We start from the raw sequence: 20,618 nt of genomic DNA, 5'->3' as shown, positions 1-20,618 counted from the left end.
GACTAAAGTCAATAGAGCTTCTCCAAACTACTGCATCTTATAATCATGACTATGTAAACAAAGCTGAGCACTTTTGTCTCTGCTTCAATGTAGACCGAAAAAGTAGACACTGCTATCAGTTTTTATATTTTTGTGCCATACGTTCAATCATTTCTGTTATTTGCACACGAATCTTTGTTGGCTCCAGCACTTCCACATTGTCTCCAAAAGAGAGAATATAGCAGTACAGACTATAATCATTTGGAATTTCTATATCTACATACAAATTTCCTTGCTCATCTTCTTTGACTGGACAATCCAGTTCATCATATACTCTAAAAGCAACTTTTTTATTAAATTTCAGCTTGACTCGTACGACCTCTTCTAATCGCGCTTCTTTTCCCAAGCTAACATTGTCAAAGTTATCTGCAAAATGTTGTGGTAAAAGCTTTAGCTGGCTTATGCGAGAAAGTTTAAAATAACGAAAATCATTTCGGACTAAGCAAAATGCATAAAGATACCAGGATTGTCCTTTAAAAAGCAGGCGGACTGGTTTTGCTTGACGCTGGGTGCACTCTTCTTTGTTGCTAACATACGAAAAGGAAATCACTTGCTTTCTGATGATTGCATTTTTCAAATTCTGAAATAGCTCTTCATATTTCTTGCTATTGGACCAGCTGGTAAAATCTACTTCTATCCAGTTTGGTTGGTTCAATTTAAATAAAGCCGATAGTTTGGTCAAAAGCTCGTTTTCATGCAGAAGACCCGTAACCCCTAATCCTTGTAAAGCAACCAACAGTTGCTCTTTTTCCGATTGATTAAGCAAAGAACTATTTAGGACAAAATCCTCCGTCAGTCGAATGCCTCCGTCTCTGCCTTGTGTCGTGTAAATTGGAATACCTGCGCTGCTAAGTCGGTCAACATCTCGATAAATCGTTCTAACAGATACTTCAAATTGTTCTGCCAGCTCCTTCGCTGTAACGTTATCCCTTTCTAAAAGAACATACACTATTCTAAATAATCTACTCTCTGTCATAGACCGTGCCTTTCCATGAACACCTTATCTCAATTTCTCTAAAATCTTTTGAAAAGTCTCTTGATTGCTCTGCCAGTATAATATATCAGGCACCTTTTTAACTTCTGTCCACATAAAATCAATGTGCTCATCAGAAATACGAATATCTTTTTGCTTTGTTTCCACAAGAAAAAGTGTTTTAAAAATGGTCAAGTCTTCATCAATAACAACTGTGTGATGACCGACTTGCAACAGTTTTGTTAGCTCGATTTCCAGTCCAGTTTCTTCAAAAATCTCACGAATACAAGCTATTTCAGAACTTTCACCATTTTCAATGCCACCAGTAATCGGTTGCCAGAAAGAAAGTTGTTCAGTTTTAACTTTTAAGAGCAAAATTTCCTTAGCAATCGGGTTATAAATCCAGGCTTCAATGGAATATTTCATCGCAGTAGTCCCTTAGATTTCACTTTTTCTCAATTGGTGCAACACTTGCCAACAGTTTCTTTAATCCAACCTCTGGGAAATTGATTTTCAATTCTTGGCTACTATCGCTGCCTGACACTTCCAATACCGTTCCGTCTCCCCATTTTTTATGGTGAGCAATATCACCGATAGCCCAATCAATAGTCGGCTGATTAGCAGCTACATTCTTACCAAATGGCAACTGGCTAGAGGAAATGCTGCTCGGTGCAGCTTGCCGCTTGCGTTCTTGTAATGCTTGAGCGAGACTCATTCCTTGACCAAACTGAACAGCTTTGCCATTCACATAGGAAGCTTTAAAGGATGTATTAGCAGGTCGAGCCAAGCCTTGATAATCTAGCAAGCTTGAGCTAATTTCATTGAGAAAACGAGTTGGACGATTGTAGTTGGTTTTTCCGTATAGTAGGCGCGAGTTTGCATTGGTTAGGAACAAGACTTTTTCAGCACGAGTAATTCCAACATAAGCCAATCGACGCTCTTCCTCTAGCTCGTCTTCATCTTCAGCCGCGCGACTAAGTGGGAAGACATTTTCTTCCATACCGATAATGAAAACCACTGGAAATTCTAACCCCTTGGCAGCATGCAGTGTCATAAGTGTCACTTCCGAACTTTCCTGATCACCATCATCTGTATCCGCAATCAAAGCCAAATCATTGAGAAAACGGCTAAGTCTGTCTAAACCAGTCTCTTCAGTATCATTTTCTGAATCTTCGTCAAAATTCTTAGTAACAGAAAGAAATTCTTCGATATTTTCAATCCGAGCCTGACTTTCCAGCGTAGCTTGAGCTACTAATTGCTCGGTGTAACCAGTCCTTTCAAGCACCAGCTCTACCAATTCTGTCACGGTCAATTCGTCCAATTGCTCGCGCAGATTCAAAATGAGATTGGCAAAGTCAAAAACAGCCTGAGCAGCTTTCCCCTTAACAAGTGAGAGCATAATCTGCGAAGAAGCATCCAAAAGAGACATCTCTTGACCAGCTGCAAAATTACGAATTTTCTCCACTGTACCCGGTCCGACTCCCCGCTTGGGCTCATTGACCACGCGCTCAAAACTAATGTTGTCGCTAGTGTTAGCAATAAGATTGAGATAGCTGATGACATCCCGAATTTCCTTACGGCTATAAAACTTAGTCCCCCCCACCATGGTGTAAGGAATATTAGCTTTGAGGAGAGCTTCCTCAATATTCCGAGATTGGGCGTTGGTTCGGTAAAGAACAGCAAAATCCCGATAGACATAGTCAGATGTGCTAGATAGTTCATCAATGGTTTTAGCTACAAAGAGAGCTTCGTCTTGCTCATCATTAGCCCGATAATAAACAATATCTTCACCATCAGCATTTTGTGTCCAGAGATTCTTTGGACGGCGGTTGCGGTTGTTTTTGATCACATCATTAGCAGCTTGCAGAATGGTCTTAGTTGAGCGATAATTTTCTTCCAAAAGAACAACTTTAGCTTCAGGATAATCCTTTTCAAAATCCAAGATATTTTGCATATCAGCACCTCGCCAGCCATAAATAGACTGGTCGGCATCACCAACTACACAGATATTTTTAAAGCGTGAAGCCAACAGTTTAACTAGTTGGTACTGAGCGTGGTTCGTATCTTGATACTCGTCCACATGGATGTATTGATAGCGCTGCTGGTAATAAGTCAACACATCTGGATTTTTATCAAAAAGGCGCAAGGTCAGCATGATTAAGTCATCAAAGTCCATCGCTTCTGACTGACGGAGTTCTTTTTGGTACATCTCATAGCACTTCGCCACAATCTCTGTATACATGTCTCCTGCTAAAGCTGCATAGGCCACTTCATCAATCAAATCATTTTCGCATTGGAAATCGTGCCTAAAATAGCTCGTTCATTCCACTTTTTAGGATCTAAATTGAGCGTTTTAAGAATTCGTTTCATCAGAGTCCGTTGCTCACTAGGATCGACAATCGTAAAATTGCGGTTATAGCCAATATGGTCAGCTTCCCTACGCAAAATCCGCACGCACATCGAGTGAAAAGTCGCAATCAAGCAATCTTCTGTTGCTGGATTGAGAGTATAAGCACGCTCCTTCATCTCACGAGCTGCTTTATTGGTAAAAGTAATCGCCAAGATATTCCAAGGATTGACTAACTTTTCATCAATCAAATAAGCAATACGGTGAGTTAGGACACGGGTTTTCCCAGACCCAGCTCCTGCCATAATCAGCAAAGGGCCTTCCGTTGTTTGAACTGCCTCCGCCTGACGGTCATTCATACCAGTTAATAAGGGATTCATCTTTTTTCCTCTTTCAAAGTCAATGACTCTATTATAACAAAAATCATCCATAAGCTAAACCAGAAAGGAGAGACTTTCTATCATTTCTTCCCTTATAAACGTTTGAAAAATCAATAAAAAAGCGTTATAATAAACATTCTGAAAGGAAAACGCATGAATAATCCAACAAAGAATCTTAAACTCGCAGAGCGTGGCGCTATCTTAGCCATTCTAGCCTATATCGTTTTATCCATTGCTAAAATCATTGCCGGATCTGTCTTACAATCCTCCAGTTTGACAGCCGATGGTTTTAATAATGTTTCGGATATTGTTGCTAATATTGCCGTTTTGATAGGACTTCGTATGGCACGCAAGCCAGCTGACACGGACCACAAATTTGGTCACTGGAAAATTGAAGACTTAGCTAGTCTTGTCACCTCTCTTATCATGTTTTTTGTCGGATTTGATGTTTTGATTGATACCGTTCAAAAAATTATTTCTCGCCAAGAAACAACTATTGATCCTTTAGGCGCTATCGTCGGGATTATTTCCGCCTTAGTCATGACAGGAGTGTATTTTTACAATAAAGCTTTAGCAAAAAAAGCACAGTCTAAAGCGCTTGATGCTGCTGCCAAAGACAATTTATCTGATGCTATTACTTCGCTTGGCACAACCATTGCAATCATCGCAAGCGCTTTAAATTTCCCGATTGTAGATAAATTGGTCGCTATCGTTATTACCTTTTTCATCCTTAAAACAGCTTACGAAATTTTCATGGAATCTTCTTTTAGTTTATCAGACGGCTTTGATGAAAATCTTTTAAAAGAATACAAAGAAGCCATTTTAGAAATTCCCAAAATTTCCCGTGTTAAATCTCAAAGAGGGCGGACTTACGGTAGCAACATCTACCTTGACCTCATTTTAGAAATGAATCCTGACTTATCTGTCTATGAAAGTCACGAAATTGCCGATCAAGTTGAAAATATGCTCAAAGAACGCTTTGGTGTCTTTGATATTGACATCCACATTGAACCTGCTCCTATCCCTGAAGATGAAATATTGGACAATGTTTATCGAAAGTTATTTATGAGAGAACAATTGGTTGAGCAGGGAAGCCAATTAGAGGACTTACTAGCGCCTGAATTTGTGTACATTTCCCAAGACGGTTGCCAAATGAACAAAGAAGAATTTCAAATCGAAAAAGGAAAGCAATCTCCTATCAAAAATTTCCAATTAACTTCTATCAGTCAAAAAACCAAACTAATTTGCTACGAAGAAGACGGGATTATTCATACCAGCCTTTGGCGTCGTCACGAAACATGGCAAAATATTTTCCACCAGGAAACACGAAAAAACGAGAGCGAACAACAGTCGTAATTCCATAGAAATCGGCTTTGTTATTTCACTCCCACAAGGCTAACAAGGAGTTTTGCTATAAAAAACAAGGCTGAGATAAAAATATTCTCAGCCTATTTTTTTAGGAATTTATCAGTAAAGCAAACTAATTTGTCCCCCGTTTCTCACAATCAATAAATCATAAAACCCAAAGCCCTCACTAAGATGATACTACTAGTGAAAACTTTGGGTTTTATCTTTACTTCTTCTGTGGGGGCTGATGCAACAATCAGATGTTCTTTCATTTTTTGACTTCATCTGTCGCAATATCCTCACCAAACCATTTGTTTGCTATTTTTTGAAATTGACCTGTTTGATATAATTTTTTGAATGCTTGGTTTATGTTTTCAACGAGCTGCTTATCCGTTTTTCTAGCACCAACCGCAAATGATTCGCTATCAAATCCGGCTGGGAAAACATAATAATCCTGCAAAATCCCCTCTTCTTTTAAATAATAATTGGCATAAACTCGGTCAATCAACAATCCATCAATCCGGCTATTTTGCAAATCAATCAACGCCTCTGTAAAACTTTGATATTGAGCAGCTTTATGATTTTTAACTAGATTCTTCAAAAGATCCGGATGAGCTTCAAACTCATCGTAACCCGAAGAACCCGTCTGAGCACCAAGAATTTTATCCTTCATGTCAGCTGTTTTTGCAATGTTCGATGATTTTTTAGTAACCAGTACTTGTTCATTTTTCATATAAGGAATGGTGAACTGTACTTTCTTTCGTCGATCATCAGTTGCCGAATACCCATTCCAGATAAGATCAATCGTTCCATTTGTGAGCTCAGTTTCTTTCATGTCCCAATCAATCGGCTGCCAATTCACTTTTATCCCATATTCTTTAAAAACAGCATTTGCCAAATCAATATCAAAACCAGCATATTGACCATTTTTTCGCTCAAATCCCATAGGAACAAATGTATTGTCAAAACCAATAGTAATGCTCTTTTTTTGTTGGTATTTTGACCAATTATCTACTTTAGGGTTGCTAACATTGCTACAAGCTGTAAGGAGCAAAAAAAGAATCAAACCACAGATCGCAAGAACATAACGTTTTATCTTCATATTCTCCTCCTATTTAGGCTGAACTTTAAGAATCGTATCTGCGATATTTTCCGCAAACTGCAAATCATGGGTCACTACAATTTGCGTCATTCCTAGCTCACGATTCTGAAGAATCAACTTTTCAACTTCAAGACGCAATTCCGGATCCAATGCGGAAGTTGGCTCATCATAACCGATAATTTCTGGGTCAATCATCATCGCACGAGCTAATGCTACACGTTGTTTTTGACCACCTGATAAAGAATAAGGATAAGCATTTACATGTTCTGCTAACCCCAATCGGGTCAATAAGCTAATTGCTTTCTTTTCTGCATCCTCTTTTGCGACATTTTTTGTTTTAATGGGTGATAAAGTTAAATTCTCAAGAACCGTTAAATGTGGAAATAGCTGAAAATCTTGAAACACAAATCCCAATAAATTACGTTTTTCAAGTTCATCCAAGGGCAGCTCTTCTCCATTATAAATAATGTCACCCGAATCAATTGTTTCCAAGCCAGCTAACATCCGCAATAATGTCGTTTTCCCGCCGCCAGACGGTCCTACAATGGCAAGGATTTGCTTTTCTGGCACCTTTAAATTCAAGTCGGAAATAATTTGCTTTTCGCCAAACCTTTTGCTAATATTCTTTAATTCTAACATAAGCGCCTCCTACTTATAATAGCTATATCTATTTTCAACTTGCTTCGATACAATCGTCACAAGACCGATCGAGATAAGGTAGATAGCCCCCGCTATAAACATCGGTGCTAAACTCGCATCACGATTGGTTGCAGTCCGACTAGCCAAGATTAAGTCGGAAACACCAAGCGCATAAACAAGGGATGTATCTTTTACCAACGTCATTACTTCATTAAAGACACTAGGAAGCACCACTTTGACAACTTGCGGTAAAATGATAAACCGTATCGTTTGAAATGGTGTAAACTTCAAAACCTTAGCCGCCTCATATTGTCCTGCAGGAATAGATAAAATCCCACCACGGAAAATTTCGGCGAAATAAGCAGCATAATTTAGCGTGAATGCTATGATAGCTGCTGGAAGCCGATCCAAACGTACACCAATACTTGGCAAAACATAATAAATAAAAATTAGTTGTAACAAAAGAGGTGTACCGCGCATAATCCAAATATAAATATTTATAAGCCAATGAAGCAGCTTAAAGTGGATTTGCATTAAAAAGGAAATCACAATTCCAAGTGGTATGGATAAAACTAAGACTAAAACAAATACTTGCAAAGTCACCAATGCGCCATTTAATAAGCTTGGTAAAACTTCAAAAATATAGTTCATGCGTACACCTCCTAAATAAATATTTATCATTATATCAAAAATTTTTATATTTTCAACATCTTTTTGCAAATATATCCATAAAAATTTAATAATTACCGCAAAAACTTCCTTTTCTAAAGAATAAAAAAACAAAATAGTTGAACTACTTTGTTTTAATAAATCCAAATTGATTAAGCGGGAGTACTCTAAATGAGATGACTCCTTTAATTTGTTTCTCTGTAATCAAGCCAAACTTCCGACTATCTTCCATATCTTGCCGATTATCATTCAGAATCAGATATGACTGCGCTGGAATTTTATTTGCATTCGATTTAGTTAATGTCTGAATGGTGAAATCATGAGTAAAATAACCCGTACTAGTAGCTTTTGCTAAGTACTCTTCCTTAGCCTTCGTTAAATAATCTTCTGACTTGATTTTATTATTTAAGTAAAGAACATCATCCATATAAACAACGGAGTCATTTTCTAGACCAATGACACGTCCGACATGCTCTTTTCCCTTCACCTCGTACAAGACAAAATCATCTCTTTTGATTGCTTCATTTTTATTGGCAATAACAACATCTTTATCTTGCAAAAAATGATTCGCATCTTTTGCAGTAATCCTGTATGGTGTAAAAATAAAAATTCGCAAACAAGCAATGATTATCACAACAATAGATAAAAAAATAACATTCCTAATTAAATCTCTTTTAACCATAGTCTCTCCTCTTCTTCTACTCATTATATCATGTTTTCAGAAAATAAACAAAGGTAGGAAAGTCAACTCTTATCTCTGCTCCCATTTACAACTAAAAAGCCTATCAATCAGATAATCGTTGGATTGATAGGCTAGTTTTCTGAATGAAATAGATTAACGCACTGTACGGATACGCATTGTGTTTGTTCCACCAGTTCCGACCGGAACACCAGCTACAATCACAATATTGTCGCCAGATTCCACAAGACCACTTTCAAGAGCAACTTTTTCAGCAACTTCAAACATATCATCAGTAGATGCAGGTTTTTCAGTTACTACTGGAATAACACCCCAGTTCAACATCAATGAACGTTGTGTCAATTCATCAAATGTAATTGCCAAGATGTCAGCATCTGGACGATATTTAGAAATCAAACGAGCTGTATTTCCTGATTCAGTCATTGTTACGACCAATTTGATGTCCATTGAGTTTGTAGCATCTTTAACAGCTGATGCCACAACTTCTGTTTTAGAACTACGTGCGTAATCAACTGATGACAAGCGTCCATACTCGTTCAATAGAGTTTGAGCGTTTTTATCAATTGTAGCCATTGTTGTTACAGATTCAAGTGGGTATTTACCATTTGCAGATTCGCCTGAAAGCATTGTTGCATCTGTTCCGTCAATAACAGCGTTAAATACGTCTGATACTTCTGAACGAGTCGCACGTGGTTTTTCAGTCATTGTTTCAAGCATGTTTGTTGCTGTGATCGCAATTTTACCTGCAGCATTGACTTTTGTGATAATCATTTTTTGGTAAACTGGAACCATTTCAAATGGTACTTCGATACCCATGTCACCACGAGCAATCATGATACCGTCCGCTACTTCAAGGATTTCATCCAAGTTTTCGATACCTTGTTGGTTTTCGATTTTAGCGAACAGTTTCACATGTCCATTACCAGTTTCTTCACAGATTGCGCGAACTTCGTTAACGTCTTTTGCAGTACGTACGAATGAAATAGCGATAAAGTTGATTCCCTGTTCAAGACCAAAACGAATATCGTCATTGTCGCGTTCAGCAAGTGCTGGGAAAGGAATTTTTGTATTTGGAATATTAACACCTTTTTGTTTAGCGATAATACCGTCGTTTTCAACTTCTACTTCAAATTCACGTGTAGCAGGATCTTTTGCAATAACGCGAAGACCAAGTTTACCGTCATCAACAAGAACTTGTTTTCCAACTTCAACATCGTCATAGATATCAAGTGCACCAGCAACATTCAATGCGATAACTTCACGAGTTGATTTGATACCTTGTTTAGTTGCAACACGGATTTTTTCACCTGTTTTGTAAGAATATTCTTTAGCATCGCCTTCAAATAATTCTGTACGGATTTCAGGACCTTTAGTGTCAAGAAGGTAACCAACTTTTTGACCAGCAATTTCTTCAGCACGATGAACAGTAGCCATACGGTCACCTTGCTCTGCGTGGTCACCATGTGAGAAGTTGAAACGGAAAGTGTTAGCTCCAGCTTCGATCAATTTAGCGATATTTTGCGCTGATGCTTCAACGTCAAGCTTTTCGCCCCAATATCCGTCTTCACCGAATCTTTTACCACCACGGATTTCTACCGCAGGACCTAAAGTTGCAACGATTTTTACACGTTTATTCATGATATATGAAAACTCCTTTTTATTTAATGGTCTTTATGACCAGGATAACAAATTAAAATTACATTGAAATGCTACGGTTTAATTTAGCGAGATCAAGGTCAGCTTTATGTGGATTATTAACAATAATCTTACCGTCTTCTGTTAAACTAAACAAAGCACCTTCTTCTGCTGTACCGAGGATTGGATTTTCAACCATTTGTTCGTTGCGAATACCAACTGCAACACCACCAATACCTTTTTTAAGAAGGCTAACAGCATGCGCCCCCATACGTGAAGCAAGAACACGGTCACGAGCAGTTGGTGAGCCACCACGTTGGATATGTCCAAGTTCGGTCACACGAAGATCGCTCACATCACCAGCTTCTTTCAATTTCTTGCCAAACTCATTCGCTGACATGACACCTTCTGCAAGAACAATAATATTATGTTTCTTACCTTCTTCATAGCCACGTTTAATACTTGCAACGATATCTTCGATTTTGAAGTCTTCTTCAGGAACGATGATTTCATCAGCACCTGTAGCAATACCAGCCCAGAGAGCGATGTCTCCAGCATTACGTCCCATGACTTCAACAACAAAAGTACGACGGTGACTAGATGATGTGTCACGAATCTTATCAATGGCGTCCATTGCAGTTGTTACAGCAGTATCAAAGCCAATCGTGAAGTCTGTGCCAACAATATCATTGTCAATCGTACCAGGAAGTCCAACAGCTGGGAAACCATGTTCTGTCAAACGCATAGCACCATGGTAAGAACCGTCACCACCGATAACTACGACTCCTTCGATGCCATGTTTTTTAAGTTGCTCAATTCCTTTTAATTGTCCTTCTAATTGGGCAAATTCTGGATAACGAGCTGAGTGAAGGAAAGTACCACCACGTGAAATAATATCTCCAACTGATGCGGCATCAAGCGGATAAATTTCACCAGCAACCATGCCGGCATAACCGTCATAGATACCGTAAACTTCCATTCCTTCTGAAATTGCTTTACGAACAACTGCACGGATAGCAGCATTCATACCAGGGGCGTCTCCACCACTAGTTAAAACAGCAATACGTTTCATTCGTTTGTGCTCCTTTTTCTTTTTACATTCACCCTTGATTATACCACAATCAAAATCAAAATTCTTCTTTTTTCCTAATTTTTTATTGATAAATCGTTTTCATGGTTATTTTTTTCAATTCTTCTTGTAATTTATCTGATTTTTGAACACGATATTGAGGAATTGCTACTGTCTTTCTTTCATTTTCATAACGGATAACGACTGGAATATCTCCTCGAAATTGCCGTAAAATAGCGGATATTTCTGCATCACTTTCATGATCTTCTACTTGTATCCAAAAACGTTCGGTGATAGCTTCCTGCAAATCATTTAAAATTAACTGCAAACGCTCCTCTCGTTTTTGAACGCGACCAGTCAGATAATAGAAGCCTTTTTCATGTAAACCTTTGCTGAACTGTTTGAAAGCGTCTGGAAAGACTGTTACCTCCATTTTTCTTTTAGCATCACTTACTTGCAAGAAGGCCATATTTTCCCCCGTTTTGGTACGGATGACACGAATGGACAAAATCTCTCCTAAAATCGTTGCATGATTGTTTTCAACTAGCTCTTGAATAGGGGTAAAGGATTGAGTAGCAGTTTTTGCAAGCTTTACCAAAGGATGCTCGCTCAAACCGACACCGATGATTTCTTTTTCTAACTCGAATTTCTCTGCTTCTGTATAATCCTCCGCTTCTGTCCAGCTGTAATTTGTATCTGCAAAAAGACTGCCCAGCTCATCCGCAAAGACAAATAAGTTCGGAAGATTTTGTAGAATTTTTTGGCGATTCTTTTCAAATACATCAAACAAACCGACTTGTACCAAAGGGGTTATCAACTGAATCTTATGATATTGCGTTGGCAACTTCATAATAAAATCTTCCACATTTGTAAATGGGCGGTTTTCAATAATCCAATAAGCAAAATCTCGTGGCAAACCTTTGATATTTTTCAGTCCTAAATAAATCTGCTTATCTTGAAACTTATCTCTATAAGGAATGTTATTGATATTTAAAGAAGCAACTTGGAAGTCGAATTCTAGCGCATCTGTGATGTAATCACTGCTTGAATAATTCAGCATAATATCAAAGAAAATATCAGGATAATGCGCCTTAAAATAAGTCAACTGAAAAGCAAGCGCAGAATAGGCATAAGCATGACTACGGTTAAAGCCATAACCTGCAAATTTTTCCATAACTGCAAATACTTCTTTTGCTTTAACTTCAGAATGCCCAAGTTCGAGAGCTCCTGTGACAAAATCTGCTTCCATTTTATGCATTTCGGCAACATTTTTCTTCCCCATAGCACGACGTAAAATGTCAGCCTTCCCCAGTGAAAATCCTCCAAATCGTTGCGCCACTTGCATTACTTGCTCTTGGTAAAGCATAATACCGTAAGTTGGCGCCAAGATATCTTCCAAACTTGGATCCAGCATTTCCACCTTTTCTTGTCCATGCTTTCTTCTGACAAAATTGTCTATATAATCACTAGCTCCTGGACGATTGAGTGAGGTTGTTGCAACCACTTCTTCAAATTGAGCAGGCTGCACCCGTTTTAAAAGGTTAATGGCACCTGCTTGCTCAAATTGAAAAATCCCTTTGGTTCTACCAGCAGCAAAGAGCTGTAAGGTTGCTGTGTCTTCTAAGTTAATCTTTGCAATGTCAATAGCGACACCGTATTTCTCCAAAGCTGCTTCTTTCATTCGTTGAACAAAAGTCAGATTGCGCAAGCCAAGGAAATCCATCTTGAGCAGACCGTTACTCTCAACACCATGTGCATCGTATTGCGTGATATACATATCTTCCCCGTATTTAAGTGGAATGTGATCTGTCAAATCATTGTCACTCATCACCACACCCGCTGCATGGATAGAGGTTTGACGAGGGTTCCCTTCAATTTTTTTCGCAATTTCAAAAGCTTTTTGATATTCCAGCTTACTGTTAATAATCTGACGAAAAGACATATTTTTTTCATAAGCTGAAGTCAATGTGTCACGAAAACTGATTTTACGAGTAATGTTAGTCAATTCATATTCTGGCACCCCGTAGCGTTTAAAAACATCACGAATCGCTTGCTTAGCTCCAAAGGTCGAATAGGTCACGATTTGAGCTGCATGCATGGTTCCATAACGATCGCGGACATAACGAATAAATTCTGGACGATAGACATCAGGAATGTCAATATCAATATCGGGCATAGTATAACGTTCTACATTTAAAAAACGCTCAAAAAGAAGATTTTTCTCAACAGGATCAATCCCTGTAATCTCTAGCGCATAGGCAACCAGACTTCCAACTGCAGACCCACGCCCCATACCCATATAATAGCCCTGACTACGACCAAAACGCAATAAATCCCAGACAATCAAAAAGTAGTCGTCAAAACCCATTTGGTGGATGACAGACAGCTCTTTCTGCAATCGCTCTTTATAAACCAGACTATTTAGCCTTTTTTTCTCTAGCCCTGCTTCTGCTCGTTCTTGTAATTCTTCTGCTGCTGGTCGTTCTGGATTAAAACGTGGTAATTTCAACTCTGTATTGATTTCGTAATGAATGCCTGCAACTAGCCGCTTTAAATTATCCAGACTTTCTGGATAATTTTCTTGAAAGGATTGTGTGAATTGCTCAGATGATAAGAGATACTCGTGATTTGGCAAATTTCCAACTTCCCGCAAGCTACTATTTTCACGAATGGCACATAGCATTTGCAAGGTTTCTAAATCGCCTGCATCAAAATAGCGAACTGTCTGCAAAGGTAAGGTTGCATGAGAAAATGCCTTCTTAGGAGTGTCAGGAAATACGCCAATATAAAACTCTCGTCCCAAGTCTAAGGCTTCAATGTCCTCAAACACAGGCACAATAATCGCTATCCCTTCCAATAAGTGCTGAAATTCTTCCCACTTGCTTTTTCCTATCATCTTTAAAGTAGAAAGTTTCATTAAATTGCGATAACCTTGACTGTCAAGAGCTAGAAAGCGAAGATTAAGAGGAAGTCCAGTATAATCCAAGGTCATTTCCACGCCTAAAAGCGGCTGAATCCCTTGCTCGGTCGCCGTTTCCATGAAATGATAAGCCCCATAGAGATTGTCAATATCCATTATCCCTAGAGTTTGATAACCTAAATTTTTAGCTGTTTCTACATATTTTTTTATAGAAATCAAACTATCCATAAATGTATAAACAGTTTTGGTATCTAATTGAGCAACCACGGCATCCTCCTTTGATCCTTCTTTTTTCTATTATACTAAATTTCTGGCTTGCTTGCTAAAGAAAAAATAATAGAAGTTTTTTCTAAAGGCTTGCTATTTTTAAAAAAATATTGTATTATTTAATTGGTACAAAAATACAGAAGGAAGGAGAAATTATGAGTTGGACTTTTGATAATAATCTTCCCATTTATTTGCAAATCATGGACAGGATAAAACTACAAATCATCTCCAATCAACTGCATGCTGGCGAAAAGCTACCTGCTGTTAGAGAATTGGCTGCTGAAGCGGGGGTCAATCCAAATACAATCCAGCGTGCTTTATCTGACTTGGAAAAGAAAGGGTTTGTCTATTCTCAACGAACATCAGGACGTTTCGTTACAGATAATCGCGACTTGATTTTACAAGCAAGACAAAAACTTTCTGAGGAGGAAGTGAAAAATTTTGTAAACAATATGACTCGCTTCGGCTATCACAAAGAAGAACTACCAACTATCATTGCAGATTATATAAAAGGAGTTTAGGAAATGGTATTACTTGCATTTGAAAATGTCTCAAAATCATACGGTAGCACACCGGCTTTAGAGCATATCAATTTTGAAATTGAAGCCGGAAAAATTATCGGCTTACTTGGTCCAAATGGCTCTGGAAAAACAACCATGATAAAACTAATCAACGGTTTACTTCAACCAAATGACGGAAAAATCCTCATCGACGGGCTTCAACCGTCTTCAGAAACTAAGAAAATCGTATCTTATTTACCAGATACAACTTACCTAAACGAAAATATGAAAGTCAAAGATGCTTTGCAGTATTTTCAATCTTTCTATGCAGACTTTGAGATAGAGCGTGCACAGGCACTCTTGCAAGATCTTCATATTGACGAAAATTTGACATTCAAAAAATTGTCTAAAGGAAACAAGGAAAAAGTTCAGTTGATTTTAGTCATGAGCCGCCAAGCCAAACTGTATGTTCTGGATGAACCTATTGGAGGGGTTGACCCAGCAGCGCGGGACTACATTCTAAAGACGATTATCAACAATTACTCTCCTAGCGCTTCTGTTCTCATTTCAACACATTTGATTTCAGATATTGAACCAATCCTAGATGAAATCATCTTTATTGATAATGGCAAGATTGTTCGACAAGGGAATGTAGATGATATTCGCTATGAGTCTGGTGAATCTATTGACCAGCTCTTCCGCCAAGAATTTAAGGCTTAGAACAAAGGAGATTGACTATGTTTTGGAATTTATTAAAATACGAATTTAAAAATGTGAACAAGTGGTATTTAGGTTTATACGGAATCGTGCTATTTTTATCCGTTAGTATCGGGCTTTGGCTAAGGCATTTTGCAAATGGAAGGAACTTTTTCGACCGTTTGCAGTCTTCTACTAATGAAGCAGGGAGTATGACAAGTACTTTCTTCGGTTTTACAATGCTGATTTTCTCAGGTCTCCTTGTGGCACTTGCCATTTCAACACTCTTTCTGATTATTCGTCGCTTTAAAAATAGTGTTTATGAAAGAGAAGGATATCTAACGCTCACTTTACCAGTTAATGAACATCAAATTATCCTCTCAAAATTACTCGGTGCTGTTATATGGACGATTCTTAGCACACTTGCATTGTTTCTTAGTTTTGGAATCATTGTTCTTATTGTGGGAACTGCTTTTCATACACAATCTGAAATTGAAATAGTTGTTCGATTACTTGGTAAACACTTTTGGGAAATTGCTAGTGAACTATTGAAATCATTTGGATACTATCTTGTAGCCCTTATTCCAAATATCCTATTGATTTATCTTTCTATCTCTATTGGTCAACTTTCCCAAGACCACCGCGCCGCTATAGCTTTTCTAGCTTATTTTGGAATTCAATTTGCTCTGATTATCGCTGCTAATCTATATGTTTCAGCCTTCCCGTCGCTTTCAACTTCTTTAGGTAGTGTGAGCGGAGTCATAACCTCTCTTCTTTTGGGGCTTATCTACTATACTGGAACGTATTACATCCTCAAAAATAAAGTGAATTTGCAGTAGGTAACACAAGCTGTAGCAATACTTAGATAAACAATAAAGTCATGAGATTCATCTTACTCATGACTTTTTTATTATATGACTTTCAGTCCGTCTCGCGGTCTTCAGTGCGAGACAAATAAATAGTTCATCTAAAATTTAGTTTGAAAATTCATCTTTTTCTATCAGATAATCATAAATTTCCTGCACCGTTCCTAGAGCCATAAGCTCCTGCTCCTTGACTGTTTTCTTCAGTTCTTGATAAATATGGCTGTTTTCAATAGCCTTTTTTTCTGCTTTTTTGTTTACTTGCATCATTCCATCTTGAATTGTCACAAAGTCCAGCTCTTCAAATATCTGAATCATCTTTATGAGTAGAATTGGGTCAATCTTGAGATAAGCAGCTAGTTCTTTGAGCTTATAACGAATGTCAAACTCTGGAAATTGATAAATTGTTTTATAGAGTTTTGCAAACTGGTCTCTCGTTCCGAAACCTGTCAGATAATAGGGCTGAGCAATCTCATTTTTAAAGTAAATTGCTTCAAAATGTCCTTGCTGAATGATTGCTTTGAGCTGATTTAGGCGTTCAGGCAAGTCATACACTACAACTGCTCTGCTCTTTTCAAAATTAGGAATTTCTTCTGAAAAACGCAGGACGGGCACATTTTCAGGTAAAGGAGCATTTTTACCTCGGATATTAAAGAGCTGAATCCCATTGACCCGAGCATCCACCAGCATAAGCTGGAGACTGGTCTGACCATTCCATTTATTAACCGACAGCGTAACCGCCAGCTCTAAGTTTTTAGTTTGGGAAAATTCTGTCGCAAGATCACCCAGACCAAAAGCTACGACCTCAAAAACTGCGTCAGCCTGAGAAATTTTCAGCTTAAGGTGAGTATTCCCTGCTCCCATGGTGCGGGCATTTTCAACCTTAAAATCTTTCAAATAAAAAACAGGCTTTTTATTGTCCATGCCAAAAGGAGCTAACTTTTCAAAGTTTTTGAGGGTCTCTAGTGTCAAATCTGGCAAGGATAATTCCTCATCCAAAAAGAGATCATTCTTAGTAGACAAATCCAGCTTGTTGTCCTCAATATATGCTACCAAAACCTGACTGAGTGCTTCTAACTTGCTGGCCTCTAGAGTCATCCCAGCTGCCCCTGCATGCCCACCAAAAGCCACAAATAAATCTCGATGAGGGTCTAACGCTTCAAAAATATCAACTGCTTCAATGCTGCGGGCGCTGCCTTTTGCTAATCCATTCTCAATATTCAAGACAATAACTGGCTGGTGCAATTCTTCCAAAAGCCGCCCTGCCACAATTCCCAAGACACCTGGATTCCAACCTTCACCAGCTAGAACTTGAACAGGATTATCGGGATTAACCATGGTCTTGGCTTCATCATAGATCTTCTGAACAATTTCTTTGCGTTCTTCATTTTTCTGGTTAATCATTAGGGCAATATCACGCGCTTCTTCCTCATCAAAGCCGGTCAGAAGTTCAATAGCAGGATTTGGATCATCAAGTCGACCTAGAGCATTGAGCCTAGGGGCTATCTGAAAACCAACTGTTTCTTCATCCACTTCATTTTCCTGAATACCTGCAATCTTAAAAAGCTCCTGCAAGCCGATTCGTTGAGTGTTTTTGAGGACACTTAGCCCATATTTGACCAGAATGCGATTTTCATCTGTTAGGCTGACCATATCTGCAATAGTTCCAATAGCGACTAGATCTAGCAACTCTACTTGTACTTCCTCTAAAAGAGCAGTCGCTAACTTAAAAGCTACACCGCAACCAGCTAAATGCTTAAAAGGATAATCAGCTTCCGGATGTTCTGGGTGAATAATTGCATAAGCATCAGGAAGTACCTCTGGCATAGAATGGTGATCCGTCACAATGACATCCACTCCCATAGACTGAGCTAGTTCGATTGCTTCATGTCCTGCAACTCCATTATCCACTGTAACGATGAGTGAAACTCCCTGATTTTCAATAAAATACTTGTAAACACTCGCGTTAGGGCCATAACCGTCTGTAAATCGATTGGGCAAATAGACCTGACACTCTGCTCCAAGTTGTTCTAGTGCTTCTTTAACAATAGAAGCCGAAGTCATGCCATCCGCATCATAATCTCCATAAATCAAGATCTGCTCATAATTTTCAATCGCTTGACGAATGCGCGTCACTGCCTTATCCATATCATGCAGCTCATAAGGATCATGCAGCTGGTCCAAACTAGGCTCTAGAAAATCTCGCAGTGCTTCTTCTGTCTGGATTCCTCTCTGGTAGACCAGATTAGCTACCGAAGCCTCCAAGCCAAGTTTTTTAGCTTTTTTAATAAAGCTCTCATCTGAAAAATTTGTGGCAATCTGCCAATCATATTTTGATGTAATCATGCTTTTATCTTTCTGTTGCAATATAAAGTCTATTATAACACGAAAAGACTAGCTTTCACTAGCCCAAACCTCCAATTTTATACACAAGCATTTATCTAATAGCTTTTACCTCTATAAATCAAACCCGTGCAATTCAAATCCGACAGTTCCCGAAATCCTAAAGAGCGATAAAAGGCTAAATTTTTGTCTGACTGCTCTGTTACTAGCTGAATCTGATAAACATCTGCAAATGTCTCCAGCGTTTGTCGAACCAATTCTCGACCTATACCTCGGCGCTGATAAGACGGAAAAACTAACAAGTCCTGAATGAAAACACTAGAAAATCCGTCTCCGACTGCTCGAAGGAGACCAACTAACTGTTCCCCATCATAGGCTGATACAGTAAACAGTGAATGCTGAAATGCTTGCTCTAACATATCTGCTCGTTCTGTATAGTTAGTCCAGCTAACAGATTGGTAAAGCGGAAGCAAGTCTTCAATAGCAATTTGTCTATTTGCAAAGTAACGAATCATTCTTGTCTCCTTTTTGCAACCAAATATGCTGAAAAGCCGCAATGTCCCGATAAGGAGACTGTTGGCAAACTGCAAGCTCTATCTCCAACATCTTTTCCCGCCAGTCATCAGCAGTCTTCACTGCATTATCTTGCAAGCCATAGAAAATTCGGATTCCTTGATAGTCCTGAACAGTCAGTTCAATGTCAACTTTTTGTAATAAGTCTGCTATTTCATAATAGGTTGCTTGCCCCATTGTATGTGATTGATAGGACTTACTTAATAATAAATCCAATGCTAAATTTGTATCATTTGCAAACACAACAGTCTGCATAATCCGCCCCACTTCATTGTGCTTGATGAGAGAAATCTGTCTGCCTTCTTTTAGCACTCTGCTAAATTCAGCTAGGTAAAGAGCTGGTTCATCCACATACTCCAGAACATTGTGACAAATGATAAGGTCAAAACGAGCACTTGGAATTTCCTTCAACAATTCTAGGCTGCCTTGTAGTTGATGATAATGAAAATTCTGCTTCCGCTCTGCAACCATCTCGTCATTTGGTTCTATGGCTGTTACCTGATTGTTTTGTGCTAAAAAATTCGCCACCAGACCAAAACCACTACCGAAATCCAGTACTTCCTTATTTTTTATATGGGCTAGCTGAGCAAAGAGAATCTCATAATAAAGCTTGCCCCATGGTTGATTTACAAATGCCTTGTAAGCTGTCACATCCATAAATTTCTCCTATTTATAATTAAACATTTTACTAGCTAGTTTGTCACCAATATTTGGAAAAAGTGTGTAAAGTTTGTGGGCTGCTTTCAGGGCAAAAGGCATCGTCAGCTCCCGCTTCTTTTTCCCAAAATTGTCCACAATTTGCTTAGCGACGACATCTGCTTCTAAAATATACTTATCAACTGCCTTAACATAACTGCCGTCAGGATCAGCTTTGTCAAAGAAAGCCGTCTTAATTGGCCCCGGATTAACGGTGGTCACATAGACATTGTACGGCATGAGCTCTAAGCGCAAAGCATTAGAAAAGCCAATTCCAGCAAACTTGGTAGCCGAGTAAAGACTGGATTTGGAACTGGCAATCAGCCCAGCTGTACTAACAAGATTGACAATATGCCCATGACCCGCTTGCTTCATCCGCTCTCCGAAAAGACGAGACAGATTCATAAGAGCAAACGTATTGACCTCAAACATGGCATGAATATCCTCGTTTCTAATCTTGTCAAATTCCTCAAAAATCCCGTAACCAGCATTGTTGACTAGAACATCCACCTGAGCATACTTCTGGTAAATTTCTTCAGTAAAAGTTTCTAAAGCTTTGTAATCTGTAATATCCAACTCAACGAATTCGCAATGCGTATGATTTGAATAAAGTTTTGTTAATTTTTCTTGACTGCGTCCCACTAAAATCAGCTGGTCATTTGGCAACAACTTCACCATTTCCTGAGCGACACCGCCACTAGCCCCTGTAATAACAATTGTTCGCATGTGTCCTCCTTATTTTTCTTCTAAAAAATCCGTTTGGTTTTCAACCTCAAAAACAAGCGTTTTTGTATTCAATAGACTAATGCTGCAATGTTTAACGTGGAATAGATTGCTTTTATTCGTCCATTCTATCTGGT

Annotated in this window: 17 protein-coding genes and 2 pseudogenes; 4 read left to right on the top strand and 15 right to left on the bottom strand. The window is 38.6% G+C overall.

Annotated elements, in window-relative coordinates; genetic code table 11:
• Positions 1–115: 115 nt before the first annotated feature.
• The 3 genes and pseudogenes from HMPREF2887_RS07455 to pcrA form a co-directional block, all read right to left on the bottom strand.
• Positions 116–1,015 (bottom strand): helix-turn-helix transcriptional regulator, encoded by a 900-nt coding sequence (locus HMPREF2887_RS07455; RefSeq protein WP_021001813.1) that lies wholly within the window; start codon positions 1,013–1,015, stop codon positions 116–118.
• 24 nt (positions 1,016–1,039) lie between these two features.
• On the bottom strand, positions 1,040–1,438 hold the full coding sequence (locus tag HMPREF2887_RS07450; RefSeq protein ID WP_003032515.1) for an NUDIX hydrolase: 399 nt from the start codon (positions 1,436–1,438) through the stop codon (positions 1,040–1,042).
• Between the two features lie 19 nt (positions 1,439–1,457).
• Positions 1,458–3,739: pseudogene (pcrA, locus tag HMPREF2887_RS07445) on the bottom strand (DNA helicase PcrA).
• A gap of 153 nt (positions 3,740–3,892) precedes the next feature.
• On the opposite strand from pcrA, the gene HMPREF2887_RS07440 reads away from it, so the two are divergent.
• Complete coding sequence (locus tag HMPREF2887_RS07440) at positions 3,893–5,095, top strand: cation diffusion facilitator family transporter (protein ID WP_021001815.1); 1,203 nt, start codon at positions 3,893–3,895, stop codon at positions 5,093–5,095.
• 259 nt (positions 5,096–5,354) lie between these two features.
• Here HMPREF2887_RS07440 and HMPREF2887_RS07435 read toward each other — a convergent pair whose 3' ends face one another.
• The 7 genes from HMPREF2887_RS07435 to HMPREF2887_RS07405 form a co-directional block, all read right to left on the bottom strand.
• Positions 5,355–6,188, bottom strand: a complete 834-nt coding sequence (locus HMPREF2887_RS07435; RefSeq protein WP_021001816.1) for an amino acid ABC transporter substrate-binding protein — start codon at positions 6,186–6,188, stop codon at positions 5,355–5,357.
• 9 nt (positions 6,189–6,197) lie between these two features.
• Positions 6,198–6,827: an amino acid ABC transporter ATP-binding protein gene (locus tag HMPREF2887_RS07430; RefSeq protein ID WP_003042623.1), complete on the bottom strand. Its 630-nt coding sequence runs from the start codon at positions 6,825–6,827 to the stop codon at positions 6,198–6,200.
• Positions 6,828–6,836: 9 nt separating this feature from the next.
• The gene (locus tag HMPREF2887_RS07425; protein WP_041784120.1) at positions 6,837–7,478 is read right to left on the bottom strand and encodes an amino acid ABC transporter permease; all 642 of its coding nucleotides are present in this window, start codon (positions 7,476–7,478) and stop codon (positions 6,837–6,839) included.
• A gap of 142 nt (positions 7,479–7,620) precedes the next feature.
• Positions 7,621–8,178 (bottom strand): signal peptidase I, encoded by a 558-nt coding sequence (gene lepB, locus HMPREF2887_RS07420; RefSeq protein WP_021001818.1) that lies wholly within the window; start codon positions 8,176–8,178, stop codon positions 7,621–7,623.
• A gap of 153 nt (positions 8,179–8,331) precedes the next feature.
• Positions 8,332–9,834, bottom strand: coding sequence for a pyruvate kinase (pyk, locus tag HMPREF2887_RS07415; RefSeq protein WP_003024114.1), 1,503 nt, complete (start codon positions 9,832–9,834; stop codon positions 8,332–8,334).
• A 58-nt stretch (positions 9,835–9,892) separates the two neighbouring features.
• Positions 9,893–10,903 (bottom strand): 6-phosphofructokinase, encoded by a 1,011-nt coding sequence (pfkA, locus tag HMPREF2887_RS07410; protein WP_003024110.1) that lies wholly within the window; start codon positions 10,901–10,903, stop codon positions 9,893–9,895.
• Positions 10,904–10,985: 82 nt separating this feature from the next.
• Positions 10,986–14,087 (bottom strand): DNA polymerase III subunit alpha, encoded by a 3,102-nt coding sequence (locus tag HMPREF2887_RS07405; protein WP_084740997.1) that lies wholly within the window; start codon positions 14,085–14,087, stop codon positions 10,986–10,988.
• 155 nt (positions 14,088–14,242) lie between these two features.
• Here HMPREF2887_RS07405 and HMPREF2887_RS07400 point away from each other — a divergent pair, with 155 nt between their 5' ends.
• From HMPREF2887_RS07400 to HMPREF2887_RS07390, 3 genes are read left to right on the top strand one after another with little or no spacing between them, the layout of a single operon-like run.
• Positions 14,243–14,608: a GntR family transcriptional regulator gene (locus HMPREF2887_RS07400; protein ID WP_021001820.1), complete on the top strand. Its 366-nt coding sequence runs from the start codon at positions 14,243–14,245 to the stop codon at positions 14,606–14,608.
• A gap of 3 nt (positions 14,609–14,611) precedes the next feature.
• Complete coding sequence (locus HMPREF2887_RS07395; RefSeq protein ID WP_003024105.1) at positions 14,612–15,307, top strand: ABC transporter ATP-binding protein; 696 nt, start codon at positions 14,612–14,614, stop codon at positions 15,305–15,307.
• Positions 15,308–15,324: 17 nt separating this feature from the next.
• Entirely contained in the window at positions 15,325–16,122 is a 798-nt protein-coding gene (locus HMPREF2887_RS07390; protein ID WP_003024102.1) for a hypothetical protein, read from the top strand.
• Between the two features lie 135 nt (positions 16,123–16,257).
• Here the strand turns inward: HMPREF2887_RS07390 and recJ are convergent, their stop codons facing one another.
• From recJ to HMPREF2887_RS10575, 5 genes and pseudogenes are all read right to left on the bottom strand, one after another.
• Positions 16,258–18,492, bottom strand: a complete 2,235-nt coding sequence (gene recJ / locus HMPREF2887_RS07385; protein ID WP_021001822.1) for a single-stranded-DNA-specific exonuclease RecJ — start codon at positions 18,490–18,492, stop codon at positions 16,258–16,260.
• A 95-nt stretch (positions 18,493–18,587) separates the two neighbouring features.
• Positions 18,588–19,004: a GNAT family N-acetyltransferase gene (locus HMPREF2887_RS07380; protein WP_021001823.1), complete on the bottom strand. Its 417-nt coding sequence runs from the start codon at positions 19,002–19,004 to the stop codon at positions 18,588–18,590.
• Positions 18,982–19,719 carry a class I SAM-dependent methyltransferase gene (locus HMPREF2887_RS07375; RefSeq protein ID WP_003024095.1) on the bottom strand — a complete coding sequence of 246 codons (738 nt, stop codon included), beginning with the start codon at positions 19,717–19,719 and terminating at the stop codon, positions 18,982–18,984. Before HMPREF2887_RS07375 ends, HMPREF2887_RS07380 begins: the two co-directional genes overlap by 23 nt.
• Before the next feature lie 9 nt (positions 19,720–19,728).
• Positions 19,729–20,484 (bottom strand): SDR family NAD(P)-dependent oxidoreductase, encoded by a 756-nt coding sequence (locus HMPREF2887_RS07370; RefSeq protein ID WP_021001824.1) that lies wholly within the window; start codon positions 20,482–20,484, stop codon positions 19,729–19,731.
• A 9-nt stretch (positions 20,485–20,493) separates the two neighbouring features.
• A pseudogene (locus tag HMPREF2887_RS10575) lies at positions 20,494–20,618 on the bottom strand (histidine phosphatase family protein); the annotation flags it as partial.

This window comes from Streptococcus sp. HMSC071H03 (assembly GCF_001813035.1).
Lineage (GTDB): Bacteria > Bacillota > Bacilli > Lactobacillales > Streptococcaceae > Streptococcus > Streptococcus anginosus.
The sequence above is the reverse complement of the archived record's forward strand: the minus strand, read 5'-3'. Positions and strand labels throughout refer to the sequence as shown.

What these genes read in the sequence shown, in the direction of transcription:
- HMPREF2887_RS07440 (WP_021001815.1), top strand. Translation starts at nt 3,893, where the DNA reads ATGAATAATCCAACAAAGAATCTTAAACTCGCAGAGCGTGGCGCTATC.
- pyk (WP_003024114.1), bottom strand. Translation starts at nt 9,834, where the DNA reads ATGAATAAACGTGTAAAAATCGTTGCAACTTTAGGTCCTGCGGTAGAA.
- HMPREF2887_RS07375 (WP_003024095.1), bottom strand. Translation starts at nt 19,719, where the DNA reads ATGGATGTGACAGCTTACAAGGCATTTGTAAATCAACCATGGGGCAAG.
- HMPREF2887_RS07380 (WP_021001823.1), bottom strand. Translation starts at nt 19,004, where the DNA reads ATGATTCGTTACTTTGCAAATAGACAAATTGCTATTGAAGACTTGCTT.
- lepB (WP_021001818.1), bottom strand. Translation starts at nt 8,178, where the DNA reads ATGGTTAAAAGAGATTTAATTAGGAATGTTATTTTTTTATCTATTGTT.
- HMPREF2887_RS07425 (WP_041784120.1), bottom strand. Translation starts at nt 7,478, where the DNA reads ATGAACTATATTTTTGAAGTTTTACCAAGCTTATTAAATGGCGCATTG.
- HMPREF2887_RS07370 (WP_021001824.1), bottom strand. Translation starts at nt 20,484, where the DNA reads ATGCGAACAATTGTTATTACAGGGGCTAGTGGCGGTGTCGCTCAGGAA.
- pfkA (WP_003024110.1), bottom strand. Translation starts at nt 10,903, where the DNA reads ATGAAACGTATTGCTGTTTTAACTAGTGGTGGAGACGCCCCTGGTATG.
- HMPREF2887_RS07430 (WP_003042623.1), bottom strand. Translation starts at nt 6,827, where the DNA reads ATGTTAGAATTAAAGAATATTAGCAAAAGGTTTGGCGAAAAGCAAATT.
- HMPREF2887_RS07455 (WP_021001813.1), bottom strand. Translation starts at nt 1,015, where the DNA reads ATGACAGAGAGTAGATTATTTAGAATAGTGTATGTTCTTTTAGAAAGG.
- HMPREF2887_RS07395 (WP_003024105.1), top strand. Translation starts at nt 14,612, where the DNA reads ATGGTATTACTTGCATTTGAAAATGTCTCAAAATCATACGGTAGCACA.
- recJ (WP_021001822.1), bottom strand. Translation starts at nt 18,492, where the DNA reads ATGATTACATCAAAATATGATTGGCAGATTGCCACAAATTTTTCAGAT.
- HMPREF2887_RS07390 (WP_003024102.1), top strand. Translation starts at nt 15,325, where the DNA reads ATGTTTTGGAATTTATTAAAATACGAATTTAAAAATGTGAACAAGTGG.
- HMPREF2887_RS07435 (WP_021001816.1), bottom strand. Translation starts at nt 6,188, where the DNA reads ATGAAGATAAAACGTTATGTTCTTGCGATCTGTGGTTTGATTCTTTTT.
- HMPREF2887_RS07450 (WP_003032515.1), bottom strand. Translation starts at nt 1,438, where the DNA reads ATGAAATATTCCATTGAAGCCTGGATTTATAACCCGATTGCTAAGGAA.
- HMPREF2887_RS07400 (WP_021001820.1), top strand. Translation starts at nt 14,243, where the DNA reads ATGAGTTGGACTTTTGATAATAATCTTCCCATTTATTTGCAAATCATG.